Below are 15,181 nucleotides of genomic sequence, written 5' to 3' on the forward strand. Positions count from 1 at the left end.
TTGCGCTGATTGTAATGAATTTCAACGCCGCTGTAAGATACAGCTTAAAAAAAGCTGAGCCATAACGCTACTCAGGATGAAAAATTCCGATCACTTGCTCATTAGTGCGAACTTCGTCACGAACATGCTTGTCTGCTTCGCGCATCTGATGACCGCACTTAACGCATTCAACCACATCGACATTATTTTCAACCCACAGAGCAAGGGTATCTTTAGCCTGGCACTTTGGACAAGTCGCCCCGGCAATAAATCTTTTACGCATAGGTTTTCCGATTAAATAAAAGGCAACGCAAAGCGATGCCGACTCAGTAAGAGGCTTTCGCCCCGCCCTATTCCGATTCGTCCCAGCCGTCAAACTGGCGCTTTTCGTGCCGCATTTCGGCCTGGAAGATATCTTCCAGCTCGCGCCGGGCTTCTTTCACGCGGGAAATCTGCTGGCTGTCGCCGTGGTTCGGCATCAGCTCGCGCAGCATGCGCATATCCAGACGGCGGAAGTGCTGCTGCGCGCGAAAGGCCTGATGCGGATGCATCCCCAGCGACATCAGCGTTTTACGGCCAAGCTCCAGCGCGCTGGAGAAGGTTTCACGCGAGAACTGGGTGACGCCGGCCTGCAACAGTTCGTGAGCCTCCACGCGGCCGCGCGCCCGCGCCAGGATTTGCAGATGCGGGAAATGATGCTGGCAGAGCCGCACGATTTCCATCGCGTCTTCCGGGCCGTTGCAGGTAATGACGATAGACTGCGCCGTTTCTGCGCCTGCGGCGCGTAACAGCTCCAGCTCGGTGGCATCGCCATAGTATACTTTATAGCCATAGGTTCGCATCAGGCTGACCGCGCTGATATCGCGCTCCAGCACCGTGATCCGCTTTTCGTTGGCCATCAGCAAACGCGCCACCACCTGACCAAAACGTCCGAAGCCGACCACGATAACCTGCGGCTTGTCGTCTTCGACAAAGTGCTTCTCTTCGCTGTCGTCGCCGTCGTTAAACCGCTTCGCCAGGATTTTATCCACGCTCTGCATCAGCAGCGGCGTGGTCATCATCGACAGCGTTACCGTCACCAGCAGCAGCGGCATCTGGTCGCCGCTGAACAGTTTTGCCGACGAGGCGGCGGAAAAAAGCACGAACGCGAACTCGCCGCCCTGGCTCAACACCGCCGAAAACTGTAGCCGCTCAGAACTGCGCAGGCCAAAGATACGCGACAGCAGATAAAGCACGCCCGCTTTGATCGCGACCAGCAGCACCACGCCCACTAAAATCTCGACGATATGGGTATAAAGCACGCCCAGATTCAGCGCCATGCCTACCGAGATAAAGAACAGCCCCAGCAGCAAGCCTTTAAAAGGATCGATAGCGACTTCCAGCTCGTGTCGGTATTCGCTTTCCGCCAGCAGAATGCCGGCGATAAAGGTCCCCAGCGCCATCGACAGCCCCAGCGCGTCCATAAACAGCGCCGATCCCAGCACCAGCAGCAGGGCAGCGGCGGTAAAAACTTCCCGCACGCCGGAAGCGGCGATAAAGCGGAAAATAGGCCGCAGCAGAAAACGGCCGCCGACCAGCATCCCGGCAAACGCCAGCACCTTCATGCCCACTTTCATCCAGTCGGTGTGGCCGCTGTCGCCGCCCGCCAGCAGCGGCACCAGCGCCAGCGCCGGGATCACCGCCAGATCCTGGAACAGCAGCACCGAAAAGCCCAGCTGGCCGGATTCATTGCGCTTCATGCCCTTGTCGCTCATCAGCTGCAGCGCCATCGCCGTAGAGGACATCGCCAGGCCAAGACCGCCGATCGCCGCCGCCTGCCAGGAGAAGTCGGTCAGCCAGAGCAGGCCGCCCAGTATCGCCGCGCTGAAAATAACCTGCGCCGCGCCAACGCCGAAAATCGAGCGCCGCAGCTCCCAGAGTTTGGAAGGATTCAGCTCCAGGCCGATGATAAACATCAGGAAGACCACGCCCAGCTCGGAGAAATGCAGAATTTCCTCTACGTCGCTGATAAAGCCCAGTCCCCACGGCCCGATAGCGATACCGGCCAGCAGATAGCCCAGTACCGCACCAATGCCGAGCCGGGCCGCGATCGGAACGGCGATAACCGCCGCAAAAAGATAGACCACGCCAGCCGTGAGCAGGGTTTGTCCTTCCATTCAGGTGCCTCCATAGGGCAAAGGTGACGACAGCCAGTCGCCGTAGGCGCGCGCATAATTTTTCATGACTTCCGGGGTCTGCCGTCGCGCCCAGTAGATAATCATCGGCGTCAGCCAGTGCATACGGCACATTTGCGCCGTCAGCTCGAACGGCCGCATGATGGCCGACAGCGGATAACGGTTAAGCCCTTCCTGGTGGTAGGCCGTTTCCGGTTCGCCGGTGGTCACCACGCTGCGCCAGTATTTTCCTTCCAGCACGTTGCCGCCAGGGCCGCTGGCGAAGCCGCGCGACAGCACGCGATCCAGCCACTCCTTCAGCAGCGCGGGGCAGCTGTAGGTATAAAGCGGATGTTGAAAAACAATGATGTCATGCTCGCGCAGCAGCTGCTGTTCGTAGTGGATATCAATAAAAAAGTCTGGATAGTGCGCGTACAGGTCATGAACGGTCACGTTAGGTAACGCTTTAGCCGGCTCCAGCAAAACCCGATTGGCAATCGAGTCCTGGGATTCCGGATGCGCGTAAAGCAGCAAAACTTTGGGCGGCTGCGACATCAATCCCCTCCAAATCGTCGTCACGGCGGGGAAATTCCGCTACCATGCTCGACACCGCGGAATCGTGCATTCCGCAAAGCATTTATGATGTTTCAATTTAACATATTCTGGTTATTACGGCGCTTATGATTCTCTTCTCATCGTTACAAATCCGACGCGGCGTGCGCGTCCTGCTGGATAACGCCTCCGCCACCATCAATCCCGGTCAGAAAGTGGGGCTGGTAGGCAAAAACGGCTGCGGTAAATCCACGCTGCTGTCGCTGCTTAAGAACGAGATAAGCGCCGATGCGGGCAGCTTTACCTATCCGGGCAACTGGTCGCTGGCCTGGGTTAACCAGGAGACGCCCGCGCTGAATACGCCCGCTATCGAATATGTCATTGATGGCGATCGCGAGTACCGCCAGCTGCAGGCGGAGCTGGCGAAGGCCAACGAGAACGACGACGGGCACGCTATCGCCACGCTGCACGGCAAGCTGGACGCCGTCCAGGCATGGACAATACAGTCGCGCGCCGCCAGCTTGCTTAACGGTTTGGGCTTTTCTCAGGAGCAGCTTCAGCGGCCCGTCAGCGACTTCTCCGGCGGCTGGCGGATGCGCCTGAACCTGGCGCAGGCGCTGATTTGCCGCTCCGACCTGCTGCTGCTTGACGAACCAACCAACCACCTCGATCTGGACGCGGTGATCTGGCTGGAGCGCTGGCTGAAAAGCTATCAGGGTACGCTGATCCTGATTTCCCACGACCGCGACTTTCTCGATCCCGTGGTGGATAAAATCCTGCATATCGAACAGCAGTCGATCTTTGAATACACCGGCAACTACAGCTCGTTTGAGATCCAGCGCGCCACCAAACTGGCTCAGCAGCAGTCGATGTTTGAAAACCAGCAGCAGAAGGTGGCGCATCTGCAAAGTTTTATCGACCGCTTTAAGGCCAAGGCCAGCAAGGCGAAGCAGGCGCAAAGCCGCATCAAAATGCTGGAGCGCATGGAGCTTATCGCGCCCGCCCACGTCGATAATCCTTTTACTTTCAGCTTCCGCGCGCCGGAAAGCCTGCCTAATCCGCTGTTGAAGATGGAAAAAGTCAGCGCGGGCTATGCCGATCGCATCATTCTGGATTCTATCAAGCTGAACCTGGTTCCCGGCTCGCGCATCGGTCTGCTGGGCCGCAACGGCGCGGGCAAATCCACGCTGATTAAGCTGCTGGCCGGCGAGCTGGCCCCGCTGCAAGGCGATATCGGCCTGGCGAAAGGCATCAAGCTCGGCTACTTCGCCCAGCATCAGCTGGAATTCTTACGGGCGGATGAATCACCGTTGCAGCATCTGGTGCGGCTGGCGCCAAAAGTGCTGGAACAGCAGCTGCGCGACTACCTGGGCGGCTTTGGTTTTCAGGGCGATAAGGTCACCGAGCAGACCGAACGCTTCTCCGGCGGCGAAAAAGCGCGGCTGGTGCTGGCGCTGATTGTCTGGCAGCGCCCTAACCTGCTGCTGCTGGATGAACCGACCAACCACCTCGATCTGGATATGCGCCAGGCGCTGACCGAAGCGCTGATCGATTTTGAAGGGGCGCTGGTGGTGGTTTCGCACGACCGCCATCTGCTGCGCTCCACCACTGACGATCTCTACCTGGTCCACGACGGTAAAGTAGAAGCCTTTGACGGCGATCTGGAAGACTACCAGCAGTGGTTGAGCGATCTGCAAAAGCAGACCAGCGCCGCCGCTGAACCTAAACAGGAGAGCGGCAACAGCGCGCAGGCCAGAAAGGATCAGAAGCGCCGCGAGGCGGAACTGCGCACGCAAACGCAGCCGCTGCGCAAGCAGATCGAAAAGCTGGAAAAGCAGATGGAAAAACTCAACGCCACGCTGGCCGATGCGGAAACAAAGCTGGCGGATACCGCGCTGTACGATCAGAGCCGCAAGGCCGATCTTACGGCGGCGCTGCAGCAGCAGGCTGAAGCGAAATCCGCGCTGGAAGCGTGCGAGATGGACTGGCTGGATGCGCAGGAGCAGCTCGAAACGATGCTGGCTTCATAAACAGAGCCGGGAGAAAGGTTTCTTTCTCCCGACCTGATTACCGCTCCGCCAGGCGTCGACGCAGCGTGGACAGATCCTCAGCGTTAAGCAGTTTGCCGTTTAAAAAACGGGTTTTCAGTTCGCCGCCCTGCTCCTGCTCCCGGCTCTGCCGATCCAACAGGTAGTAGTCGCCTGCGCTATCCCGCTCTACCCGTAGCAGTCCTCTGGCGGATTTTTTCAGGCCGCCGTCGGTTTTTGGCTGCTTGAAAATCTCACGCTCAACGCCCTGCACCTCGCCCCATGTCGCCTTCATCGCAAAGCCGAATGTATCGCGCGTACTGTATTGATAAGTATAAGATCCGACGCCGAAGACCACGTTGCTGCTGGCGAAACCTTTAGCCTCCAGACGGGCAAGGATCTGGTTAGCCCGCTCCAGCGTAATCGAGTCGCCATAGATCAGCCCAACGTGCTCATCCAACACCCGGTAGCCTTTCGCATTAACGGTGCCGCCAAAAATGTCCCACAGCACCTCTACCGAGCCTTTTTGCTGTGGCGTCCGCGCCGGATCGCTGTCGCTATCGTCGCCGGTTCCGCAAAGGATCTCCACCGGGTCGCCGCTGTCCGGGCGGAAAACCAGACGCCCCTGCCGCGCCATGATGTCTGCTTTCAGCTCGCGGCTGTATTCCGTAAGCACCTTCCAGTAATCCCAGGTATCCGAGACGATGGAAACGAAGCCGTGGGGATAGAGCTCGGTGATCAGACGACGAAAGGTGGCGATCTCTCCCTGCTCTTCGCCCATGCACATAACGCTGTGCTCCGTCGCCGGAATGCTGCCCGCAATAAAGTAGTCTTTGGGCGGCGTGTAGTACTGACGAAGATAAAGAATTGAAGGAATGCTGTCGGTGCCGGTAAAGCTCAGCAGATGGCCGGCGCCCGCCTGGGCGGCATCGTGCAGCCCGGACATGCCCCGCAGCGAAAAGTCATGGCACTGAAAATCCAGATGGCTCTGGTCATCACAGGTCAGGGCCGCCCAACGCTCGCAGACCAGCCGGTAATGGTAAGCGATAGTGGCGTTAGTAGAGGCTTTCCATAATTCTGCTGACATCACGCTTTCCAGGTAATTAACCAGCCAGAAAAAATCATCAACGGTGTTGGTAATGGTCAGAACCGGCACCTGCATCGGCACCTTGCTGCCTTCATCCAGGCTTTTGATTTCCAGCGGCAGATAGCCCAGGCGATGCAGCGCCCGGATGTGTTCCACATCAATACGCGCTTTGCCAAGATAGCTGTCCATCAGCTGTTGGTATTCCGTGACGACTTCCTCTTCGGGTCGGGCAAAAAACGCCTCGTTAAACAGATCGACCATAAACCACTGCAGAAAGCCCTGTAGCCCAAAGAATACCAGCCGGTTATCCGATAGCGGCGAGGTAAAAAAGCGGTTACCGCGCGGCGTAAAATTTGAGTAAATGCGGCTGGTTCCCTGCGGGTACTGTTCGCGATGGGAGGTTTTATAGCCGTCGATAGCCAGAATGGGATTAATGCGCATGGGCCGCTCCTTCGTTGTTATAAATAGTTTCAATATCAATCAGTTCAACCCGCTCCCCGGCTATCGCCGGATCGGCTACTGAAGTCGTCGTCCAGATATGGTCGATGCCCTGCTGCAACAGCGCGGCGACGCCCCGGCTAAACAAGCCGTGGGTAACGTACAGGCTGACCGAACGCGCACCCGCCGCACGCAGCACCGCGGCCGAGCCGATAAAGGTGCCGCCCGCATCGCACAAATCATCGGCTATCAGCACATCTTTGCCGGCTACGTCGCCCTGCAGCAGTGAAAAACCACTCAGCGCACCGCTGCTCAGGTCGCGGTGTTTCCCCAGGATGCCGTACTCGCGGGCCGCCACCTGCTGCGCAACAGCGTGGATTTTTTTTAGCGCGCCCGCGTCCGGCGCCATCAGCATCATGCCGCTTTGCAGTTTTTCCATCAGGTTCGCGCTGTGTCGCAGGCAAAGGTGCTGCGGAATAGCCACCATGTTATTGACCACGGCACCCGCCACGTCGCTATGGGGATCCAGCACCCGTATCCGGTCAAAGCCCAGCTGATTCAAAAAACCGGCAAAGATCTTCAGGGCGAAACTGTCGCCTTCCTGCATACTGCGGTCCTGACGGGCATAGGGAAGCCAGGGCAGCTCCAGCGTTGTCCAGTGCAAATCGTATTGGCTGCGGGCGGCGTCCATAACCTGCGCCAGCAGCATCAAATCGTCCATATTGCGCATGGCCGTGGCGCGGATTTTCAATTTTTCCGCCCGGGGAAGCCGTGGCGGCAGCAGCCTTACGCGGACTGCGCCATCGGGAAAGCGGCCTGTTTCCAGCGCGACTTTGTTTCCATCAAGAAAGAGTTCCAGCAGCATTGTTTTCCTCCGGGGCTAATAATGTCTTTGTGACATTTATATAATTGTCCCTGTGACATTATTTAGCAAGCGGAATTTACCTCCCTGAAGGAAAAATCAATTAACAAGCTGATTAATAATGATTAAAAAAATGAAAAGGCGGTCGTACATTGCAGGATATCCGTCCGCAATGCTAATGTGTCTGAGCGACAATTATTTACGGAAAAGCTTATGCTTTCAGAATCAGAGTATCTGGCCAGCTACGACGCCTCGCGCTACCCCTCTCCCATTGTGACCGTCGACAGCGTACTTTTTACGCTGCACGAGCAACAGCTCTGCGTACTGCTGGTGCAGCGGGCCAATCATCCGCAAAAAGGCTGGTGGGGATTGCCGGGAGGGTTTATCGATATGCAGCATGATGCCTCAACGCGCGCCACCGCGTTAAGGAAGCTGCAGGAGAAAACCGGCGTGGTTCCGCCGTGGCTGGAACAGCTCGAAACTTTTTCCGGCCCCGATCGCGACCCGCGCGGCTGGAGCCTGACCACCGCCTGGTATGCGCTGATTGCGCAGGAGAGCTGTCGATCGTACAGCGGCGATGTCAGCGACGCCGCGTGGCTGCCGGTCAACACCGTGATGCAGCGCAAGGATATCGCCTTCGATCACCAGACTATTATTACCAGCGCCTTAAAAAGGCTGCGGCAAAAAACGCTGTATACGCTGCTGCCGGTGTTTTGCCTGCCGGAACGCTTTACGCTGACTCAGCTACAGGAAGCCACCGAAGCCATCCTTGGCCGCCCGGTGCAGCGGAAAAGCCTGATCCGCCGCTTTGATTCCTCAGAGATGTTTGAGGAAACGGGCGAGAGCGTAGCTACCGGCGCGCGCAAAGCCAAACTGTACCGCCGCAGGAAAGAGGCCGACGTGCACAACTTTACGCGTAATCTTATGCCTGCCGATTAGGCCGTGGCGTTTATGCCCGGCCAGGCTGATAGAAAGGCTTGTCGCCCAGAATAGTGGCGCGATGCATAATCCGCCGTGCAGGCAGGTAGTCTGCATTGGCGTAGTGCTGGGTCACGCGGTTATCCCAAATCGCCACATCGTCCTGCTGCCATCGCCAGCGCACCTGGAACTCCGGTTTGGTGATATGTGCAAACAGGAAATTCAGCAGCGCGTCGCTCTCTTTCGGGCTGAGATCGACAATGCGCGTGGTGAATCCCTCATTAACAAACAGCGCCGACTTGCCGCTAACCGGATGCGTGCGCACGACCGGATGCAGCAGCGGCGGATTCTTCGCCACGGCCTGCCGCCAGCGCGCATGCTCCTCCTCGCTGCCGCGATACTTAAATTCCTGAAACGATTTGGTGAAGTCGTGCTCTGCCCGCAGGCCGGCAAGCAGGGCCTTAAAAGGCTCTGAAAGCGCGTTGTAAGCAGCAATGCCGCTGGCCCAGAGCGTATCGCCACCGGTTTCCGGCAGCTGCTTTGCCGCCAGGATCGCCCCGGCCGGCGGCGTCTCGATAAAGGTCACGTCGGTGTGCCAGTTATCGTTGTCCGGCGGGTTATCATCATGCGTATCCAGCACGATAATCTCTTCCACATCCGGCGCGTGCGGATAGACGGGATGGATGTGCAGATCGCCAAAACGGGCCGCCAGCGCTCGCTGTTGGGCAGGCGTAACGGGCTGATTGCGGAAGAACAGCACCTGATGACGGATCAGCGCATGGTAAAGCTGCTCAAACTGCGCGTCGCTCAGCGGGCGGCTGAGATCCACGTCAGCGACCAGCGCGCCGATATAGGGGCCAAGCGCGGTAACAGACAGACGTTCGTTCATGATGTGACTCCATGCCAGGGGGTTAAACGGCGCTGTAAGGCTCGCAGCCCCAGCTCAAGCGAAAAAGCAATCAGCGCGATAACGGCGATGCCTGCCAGTACCACATCGGTTGCCAGAAATTCACCGGCGGACTGCACCATAAAGCCCAGCCCGCGCGTGGCGGCGATAAGTTCGGCGGCCACCAGCGTTGACCAGCCGACGCCAAGACCGATCCGCAGCCCGGTTAAAATTTCCGGCAGCGCGCCGGGCAGCACCACGAACCACAGCGTTTGCCAGCGGCTGGCGCCCAGCGACTGCGCGGCGCGCAGACGAACCTGCTGCGCGCTTTTGACGCCCGCCAGCGTGGACATCACCACGGGCGCGAAGATGGCCAGATAGATCAGCAGGATTTTGGACGTTTCGCCGATACCGAACCAGATCACCATCAGCGGCAGATAGGCCAGCGGCGGCACCGGTCGATACAGCTCAATCAGCGGGTCAAGGATGCCGCGCGCGGTGGCGTTCAGCCCCATCAGGATACCAACCGGCACGCCGATCAGCGTGGCCGCCAGCAGCGCTATCGCTATCCTTGTCAGGCTGGCGGCAAGATGCTGCCAGAGCGTCGCATCCATAAAACCCTGCGGGCCGGCAACCACCAGCAGCTGATGGAAAACCTGCTGCGGCGCGGGCAGAAAGAGCGGCGCGATCAGGCCAAAAGCGGTTACTGCCCACCAGATGCCCAGCAGCACCAGCAGGGTCGCCACGCTCAGGGTAAGCTGACGGCCAAACGGCCAGCGCAGCCTCAATCGGCGCACCGCGACTTTCTCCGTGGATAACAGGCTCATGAAAACACCTCGCGCTGTTGGAACACCCGGCTTAATACATATTCCCGCGTGGCGATAAAAGCGGGATCGGATTTAATGCTGCGGCAGGCTTCGCCGGCGGCATAGCGGCGGCCAAACGCCAGCGGCAGACGCTCGGTAATTTTGCCGGGGCCGGGCGACAGCAGGATCAGCTCGCTGGCCAGAAAAACCGCCTCCTCGATATCGTGCGTAATCAGCAGCACCTGCTTGCCGCTGTCCCGCCACAGGTTCAGCAGCAGCTCCTGCATTTGCTCGCGGGTAAAGGCATCCAGCGCGCCGAAGGGCTCATCCAGCAACAGCAGCTGCGGATCGGCGGCTAAGGCTCTGGCGATACCTACGCGCTGGCGCATCCCGCCGGAAAGCTGCCAGATAAATTTCTTTTCCGCGCCGCCCAGCCCGACGCTTTTCAGCATCTGACGGGCCGTTTGATGGCGCGTCGCTTTATCCATCCCGGCCAGCTGCAGGCCAAAGGCGACGTTATCCAGCACGTTGCGCCACGGCAGCAGCCCTTCATGCTGAAACACCACGCCGCGCTCGGCTCCCGGCCCGGTTACGCGCTGGCCGTCCAGCGTAATGCTGCCCGACTCCGGCGTCAGAAAACCGGCAATCAGATTCAGCAGCGTGGTTTTGCCACAGCCTGAAGGCCCCAGCACCACCACCAGCTCTTCCCCGGCAATCGTCAGGTTAATATCTTCAAGCGCGAGGTGGCCGTCGTAGCGGGCCGTCAGATGCGAGACTGAAAGCATGGCGGCTCCTTACTGCGTAAGATTTTTAACAAAGCGGTTGGTGACAAAGCCACTGTAATCGCTGGCAACCTGCGGCACTTTGCCCTGCTCTTTTAAAAACTGTGCGGTATCGCCGATAGCCTTATCGACCGGCTGGCCCAGCTGTTCAACCTGCTGCTGCGCCGTCAGGTAAGTGTTGCCTTTTACCAGCCCCGGCACCTGCTGTGTCGGCACGCCGCTCAGACGCGACAGCTTGTTGAGGTGATTGTCATCTTTCAGCCACTGCTCAGGGCTGTCCAGGTAGGCTTTTTGCGCCTCCAGCGCGCTACGGGCGAAAGCGGTGACCACTTCAGGATGCTGCTGCGCGAAATCTTTACGCACAACCCAGACGTCCAGCGTTGGCGCGCCCCACTTGCCGACCTGCGCGGAGTCGGTCAGTACCTTTCCTTCCTTCTCCAGCTCGTTCACCGCCGGCGCCCAGACGTAGGCGCCGTCAATGTCGCCACGTTGCCAGGCAGCGATAATCGCGGGCGGCTGAAGATTGACGATTTGCACCTGGCCCGGCTTGATGCCCCAGTGCTTAAGCGCGGCCAGCAGGCTGTAGTGAGTGGTGGAGATAAAAGGCACGGCGATACGTTTGCCGATCAAATCTTTGGGATCCTTGATGCTTTTCTTCACCACCAGCGCTTCGGAACTGCCGAGCTGCGACGCCAGCAGAAACACCTCAATCGGCACCTGCTGGCTGGCCGCTACGGCAAGCGGGCTGGAGCCGATATTGCCGATTTGCACATCGCCCGAAGCCAGCGCTCTGACCACGCTGGAGCCGCTGTCAAACTTGCGCCAGTCCACTTTTGCGCCGCTGGCTTTGGCAAAAGCGTCATCGGCCTGGGCCACTTTGGCCGGTTCTGCCGAGGTCTGATACGCCACGGTAACGTCCAAAGCCTGTGCGCTCAGCGCCGAAAAAGAAAGGCTGAAGGCCAGCAGTGAAAGAGTAAATTTATGCGCCATGCTTTGCTCCGGTCGTTATTGTTATAAAAGTGAACAACGCCTTTGTAACCGAGAGCACTTGCCGCGATAAAGTAATAAAAAATTATCGGTTATAACGATAAGTCCTTAGAAGAAAAACAGGATTTTAATGCCGGAGAGTGGGATTGCCTTTAAGACGTCAGAGGCTGGCAGCAGCGTAAGTAGCGGGTTCAAAAACCCGCCGTAACGGCGCCCGCTGCTTACGAATTGAGAATGGGGAAAGCACTTTGCCTGAAGCGACGTTCGCCAGGCACTCTGCTTAGCGCCAGATAAGCAGCACGCAGGCCGCTGTCAGCACGCCCATCGCCATATTGAACAGCGTCCAGGCGCGACGGCTGCGCAGCAGGCGGCCAATCAGCGTGCCAAAGCCAAGCCAGATCAGGCCGGAAACCAGGTTGACCAGCGCCATCGCAAAGCTGATAGCCATTACCGATCCCCGATAAGCCTCACCGCCCAGGCTGAAGCTGGCGACCGCGCCCAGCGCCATCAGCCAGGCTTTGGGATTGATCAGCTGTAGCAGGCCGCCCTGCCAGAACGGCATTGGCGCTGTGGGGAGAGTGCCGGTATCCAGCCGCTCATATTTCGCCGTGGCGATTTTCCACGCCAGCCACAGCAGATAGACGCTCCCGGCGATTTTCAACACCAGATGCAAAGCAGGATAAAGCAGGATCAGGCCGCCAATACCGAACGCGACCAGCAGCAGCATGACCTGCATCCCGATCATGATGCCGATCAGCAGCCACAGCGAACGCAGAAAACCAAAGTTGGCGCCCGAGGCGGTGAGTAACATATTATTAGGGCCTGGCGTGATCGCAGCGACCCACAAAAAACCCAGCATCGACAAAAACAGTTTCAGTTCCATATGAAACGGGCGCTCCTCACCCCACTTAACAACAAACTTATCGAAGCTAACAGTACGACAAGGATCCGGGAAGCCTTTTGAAGATGAATTTTGACGGGTCGCTGGAAAATACTTTTCGTCCACTGGCGGGCATGAGCAACGCGCATTTGCAAACCATCCTGCCGCGCCTGGTCCGTCGCCGTATCGCTTTGCAGCCGCACTGGCAGCGCCTGCCGCTGCCGGACAGTGATTTTGTCGATCTTGCCTGGAGCGAAGATCCGGCGCAGGCGAGCCACAAGCCGCGCGTGGTGCTTTTTCATGGCCTTGAGGGCAGCTTTCACAGCCCTTACGCGCACGGGCTTTTGCAGGCCTGTCGACAGCGCGGCTGGCTGGGCGTGGTGATGCATTTTCGCGGCTGCGGCGGCGAACCGAACCGTCTCGAGCGCATTTATCATTCGGGCGAAACCGAAGACGCCAGCTATTTTTTACGCTGGCTACGGGAAACCTGGGGAACGGTGGCGACCGCTGCCGTGGGCTTTTCGCTTGGCGGTAATATGCTGGGCTGCCTGATGGGCCAACAGGGCGACAGCTGTTTGCTGGATGCCGGCGTTATCGTTTCCGCGCCGCTGATGCTGGAACCCTGCAGCCAGCGGCTGGAGCAGGGATTCTCGCGTGTCTATCAGCGCTACCTGCTAAACTTGCTGAAGCAGAACGCCACCCGCAAACTGCACGCCTGGCCCGGCACGCTGCCTGTCGATCTGACGCAGCTTAAGGCGCTTAAGAGACTCAGGGAGTTTGACGACGCCATTACTGCCAGAGCGCACGGTTTTGTGGACGCGACGGATTACTATCGCCGCTGTAGCGCGCTGCCGCTGCTTTCCGGCGTGCGTAAACCTCTGCTGATTATTCATGCTAAAGACGATCCCTTTATGACCGACGAGGTCATTCCTGCAACCGAGAGGCTGCCCGATTGCGTAACGTATCAGCTGACGCAGCACGGCGGACATGTGGGATTCGTGGGGGGAACGCTGCGCAGGCCGCAAATGTGGCTGGAGCAGCGTATACCGCAATGGCTTTCAACCTGGCTGGACAACGATGATTATTCCCTGGAAAGAACTGGACCCGGACACGCTCGCTAACCTGATTGAAGCCTTCGTGCTGCGGGAAGGCACCGACTATGGCGAGCAGGAGCGCTCGCTGGAGCAAAAAGTCAATGACGTTCGTCGTCAGCTGACAAACGGCGAGGCGGTGCTGGTCTGGTCAGAGCTGCACGAGACGGTCAATATCATGCCTAAAGGCCAGATCCGTTAACGCCTCCCGCTGAGGGGGCAAAAGCCTATCGGCGACGCCGTGTTCTTCTTACCGCTTGGCTAGTCGGAAGACGGCGATCTCGTTTTCCTGACGGCTAAACCGCTGTTCGCGCTTGGCTTTATTGCATAACCTCTGCCGCGCGCTCACCCCTGGGCAGAAGATGACAGGCTATAGCAAAACGTGATAACAATGGCGGAATAACGTTCACAGGAAACTCGTTTATGTCCGCCATACATCCAGTGATTGCCGTGACCGGTTCCAGCGGCGCGGGCACCACCACCACCAGCCTGGCCTTCCGCAAAATTTTTCAGCAGCTGAACCTGCACGCGGCGGAAGTGGAAGGCGACAGCTTCCATCGCTATACCCGTCCCGAAATGGATATGGCAATCCGCAAAGCGCGCGATATGGGCCGCCATATCAGCTATTTCGGCCCGGAGGCCAACGATTTTTCGCTGCTGGAGCAAACCTTCGCGGAATATGGCCGCAGCGGCAGCGGCCAGTCCAGAAAATATCTGCACACCTATGACGAAGCGGTGCCCTGGAACCAGGTGCCCGGCACTTTTACGCCGTGGCAGCCGCTGCCGGAACCCACCGACGTGCTGTTTTACGAAGGGCTGCACGGCGGCGTGGTGACGCCGCAGAACAATGTCTCGCAGCATGTAGATCTGCTGGTGGGCGTGGTGCCTATCGTCAACCTGGAGTGGATCCAAAAAATGATCCGCGATACCAGCGAACGCGGTCATTCACGCGAGGCGGTGATGGATTCCGTGGTGCGCTCAATGGACGATTATATTAACTTCATTACGCCACAATTTTCCCGCACCCATATTAACTTCCAGCGTGTCCCTACCGTGGATACGTCCAACCCTTTTGCCGCGCGCGGCATTCCTTCGCTTGACGAGAGCTTTGTGGTTATCCATTTCCAGGCGCTGGAACAGATTGACTTCCCCTATCTGCTGGCGATGCTGCAAGGCTCTTTTATCTCCCATATCAACACGCTGGTGGTGCCGGGCGGCAAAATGGGCCTGGCAATGGAGCTGATTATGGGGCCGCTGGTCAAGCGCCTGATGGAAGGCAAAGCTATCAAGTAACGCCCATCTCATGGCTATGGGTAAGGGTCACGCCCTTACCCAGCATCAGCGCGACCGGGCAATATTTCCCGACCGCAAGGCTGACCGCGCGCGCCAGCGCCTTATCCGTCAGCCCGCTGCCGCTGACAATAAAATGCAGGTTGATGCGGGTAAACAGACGCGGCGGTTTCTCGCGCCGGGTTGACGTCAGCTTCACCTCGCAGTTCTCTACCGTGAAACGCCCTTTTTGCAGAATGGCAACCACTTCCGCCGCGCTACAGCCGCCTGCCGCCATCAGCAGCATTTCCATCGGGCTGGGCGCTTTATCGCCCGCGTTGCCGTCCATCACGATCTGATGGCCCGATGAGGATCCTCCCAAAAAGGTCAGCCCTTCCACCCATTTGACGCTCGCTTGCATAACAAACTCCTCTAATTCATTTAGTTAAGCCGCGGTCGGCTTA

16 protein-coding genes are annotated in these 15,181 nt (G+C 58.4%); 5 read left to right on the top strand and 11 right to left on the bottom strand.

Annotated elements, in window-relative coordinates:
• Positions 1-67 precede the first annotated feature (67 nt).
• From QZH36_RS19080 to kefG, 3 genes are all read right to left on the bottom strand, one after another.
• On the bottom strand, positions 68-262 hold the full coding sequence (locus tag QZH36_RS19080) for a YheV family putative zinc ribbon protein (protein WP_125289837.1): 195 nt from the start codon (positions 260-262) through the stop codon (positions 68-70).
• A 67-nt stretch (positions 263-329) separates the two neighbouring features.
• Positions 330-2,135: a glutathione-regulated potassium-efflux system protein KefB gene (kefB, locus tag QZH36_RS19085; protein ID WP_253457721.1), complete on the bottom strand. Its 1,806-nt coding sequence runs from the start codon at positions 2,133-2,135 to the stop codon at positions 330-332.
• Positions 2,136-2,687: a glutathione-regulated potassium-efflux system ancillary protein KefG gene (gene kefG, locus QZH36_RS19090; protein ID WP_125289994.1), complete on the bottom strand. Its 552-nt coding sequence runs from the start codon at positions 2,685-2,687 to the stop codon at positions 2,136-2,138.
• Positions 2,688-2,812: 125 nt separating this feature from the next.
• Here kefG and QZH36_RS19095 point away from each other — a divergent pair, with 125 nt between their 5' ends.
• On the top strand, positions 2,813-4,714 hold the full coding sequence (locus tag QZH36_RS19095) for an ABC transporter ATP-binding protein (protein ID WP_301730890.1): 1,902 nt from the start codon (positions 2,813-2,815) through the stop codon (positions 4,712-4,714).
• Between the two features lie 37 nt (positions 4,715-4,751).
• Here QZH36_RS19095 and QZH36_RS19100 read toward each other — a convergent pair whose 3' ends face one another.
• Together QZH36_RS19100 and prs are read right to left on the bottom strand one after the other, a co-directional pair.
• A complete protein-coding gene (locus tag QZH36_RS19100; RefSeq protein ID WP_253457716.1) occupies positions 4,752-6,239 on the bottom strand; it encodes a nicotinate phosphoribosyltransferase in 1,488 nt (495 codons plus the stop codon).
• A complete protein-coding gene (gene prs / locus QZH36_RS19105; protein WP_301251819.1) occupies positions 6,229-7,101 on the bottom strand; it encodes a ribose-phosphate diphosphokinase in 873 nt (290 codons plus the stop codon). The genes QZH36_RS19100 and prs overlap by 11 nt, the downstream gene beginning before the upstream one ends.
• Positions 7,102-7,311: 210 nt before the next feature.
• Here prs and QZH36_RS19110 point away from each other — a divergent pair, with 210 nt between their 5' ends.
• Positions 7,312-8,037: an NUDIX hydrolase gene (locus QZH36_RS19110; protein WP_253457709.1), complete on the top strand. Its 726-nt coding sequence runs from the start codon at positions 7,312-7,314 to the stop codon at positions 8,035-8,037.
• 10 nt (positions 8,038-8,047) lie between these two features.
• On the opposite strand, the gene tauD is transcribed toward QZH36_RS19110, so the two are convergent.
• The 5 genes from tauD to QZH36_RS19135 all read right to left on the bottom strand — a co-directional run bounded on the left by tauD (position 8,048) and on the right by QZH36_RS19135 (position 12,360).
• On the bottom strand, positions 8,048-8,905 hold the full coding sequence (tauD, locus tag QZH36_RS19115; RefSeq protein WP_125289843.1) for a taurine dioxygenase: 858 nt from the start codon (positions 8,903-8,905) through the stop codon (positions 8,048-8,050).
• Positions 8,902-9,729 carry a taurine ABC transporter permease TauC gene (tauC, locus tag QZH36_RS19120; RefSeq protein ID WP_253457706.1) on the bottom strand — a complete coding sequence of 276 codons (828 nt, stop codon included), beginning with the start codon at positions 9,727-9,729 and terminating at the stop codon, positions 8,902-8,904. Before tauC ends, tauD begins: the two co-directional genes overlap by 4 nt.
• Positions 9,726-10,493: a taurine ABC transporter ATP-binding subunit gene (gene tauB, locus QZH36_RS19125; RefSeq protein ID WP_301730891.1), complete on the bottom strand. Its 768-nt coding sequence runs from the start codon at positions 10,491-10,493 to the stop codon at positions 9,726-9,728. Before tauB ends, tauC begins: the two co-directional genes overlap by 4 nt.
• Before the next feature lie 9 nt (positions 10,494-10,502).
• Entirely contained in the window at positions 10,503-11,480 is a 978-nt protein-coding gene (gene tauA / locus QZH36_RS19130) for a taurine ABC transporter substrate-binding protein (protein ID WP_253457700.1), read from the bottom strand.
• 277 nt (positions 11,481-11,757) lie between these two features.
• Positions 11,758-12,360: a LysE family translocator gene (locus QZH36_RS19135; protein ID WP_301730892.1), complete on the bottom strand. Its 603-nt coding sequence runs from the start codon at positions 12,358-12,360 to the stop codon at positions 11,758-11,760.
• Positions 12,361-12,443: 83 nt separating this feature from the next.
• Here QZH36_RS19135 and QZH36_RS19140 point away from each other — a divergent pair, with 83 nt between their 5' ends.
• The 3 genes from QZH36_RS19140 (at position 12,444) to QZH36_RS19150 (ending at position 14,741) form a co-directional block, all read left to right on the top strand.
• Positions 12,444-13,478 (top strand): hydrolase, encoded by a 1,035-nt coding sequence (locus QZH36_RS19140; RefSeq protein WP_301730958.1) that lies wholly within the window; start codon positions 12,444-12,446, stop codon positions 13,476-13,478.
• Positions 13,435-13,650, top strand: coding sequence for a YheU family protein (locus tag QZH36_RS19145; protein WP_253457694.1), 216 nt, complete (start codon positions 13,435-13,437; stop codon positions 13,648-13,650). The genes QZH36_RS19140 and QZH36_RS19145 overlap by 44 nt, the downstream gene beginning before the upstream one ends.
• Positions 13,651-13,871: 221 nt before the next feature.
• Positions 13,872-14,741, top strand: coding sequence for a phosphoribulokinase (locus QZH36_RS19150; protein WP_125289852.1), 870 nt, complete (start codon positions 13,872-13,874; stop codon positions 14,739-14,741).
• On the opposite strand, the gene QZH36_RS19155 is transcribed toward QZH36_RS19150, so the two are convergent.
• A complete protein-coding gene (locus tag QZH36_RS19155) occupies positions 14,734-15,138 on the bottom strand; it encodes an OsmC family protein (protein ID WP_301730894.1) in 405 nt (134 codons plus the stop codon). The two genes, QZH36_RS19150 and QZH36_RS19155, sit on opposite strands and share 8 nt — an antisense overlap.
• Between the last annotated feature and the right edge of the window lie 43 nt (positions 15,139-15,181).

The organism is Erwinia wuhanensis, assembly GCF_030484085.1.
In the GTDB taxonomy this organism is placed as follows: domain Bacteria; phylum Pseudomonadota; class Gammaproteobacteria; order Enterobacterales; family Enterobacteriaceae; genus Erwinia; species Erwinia aeris.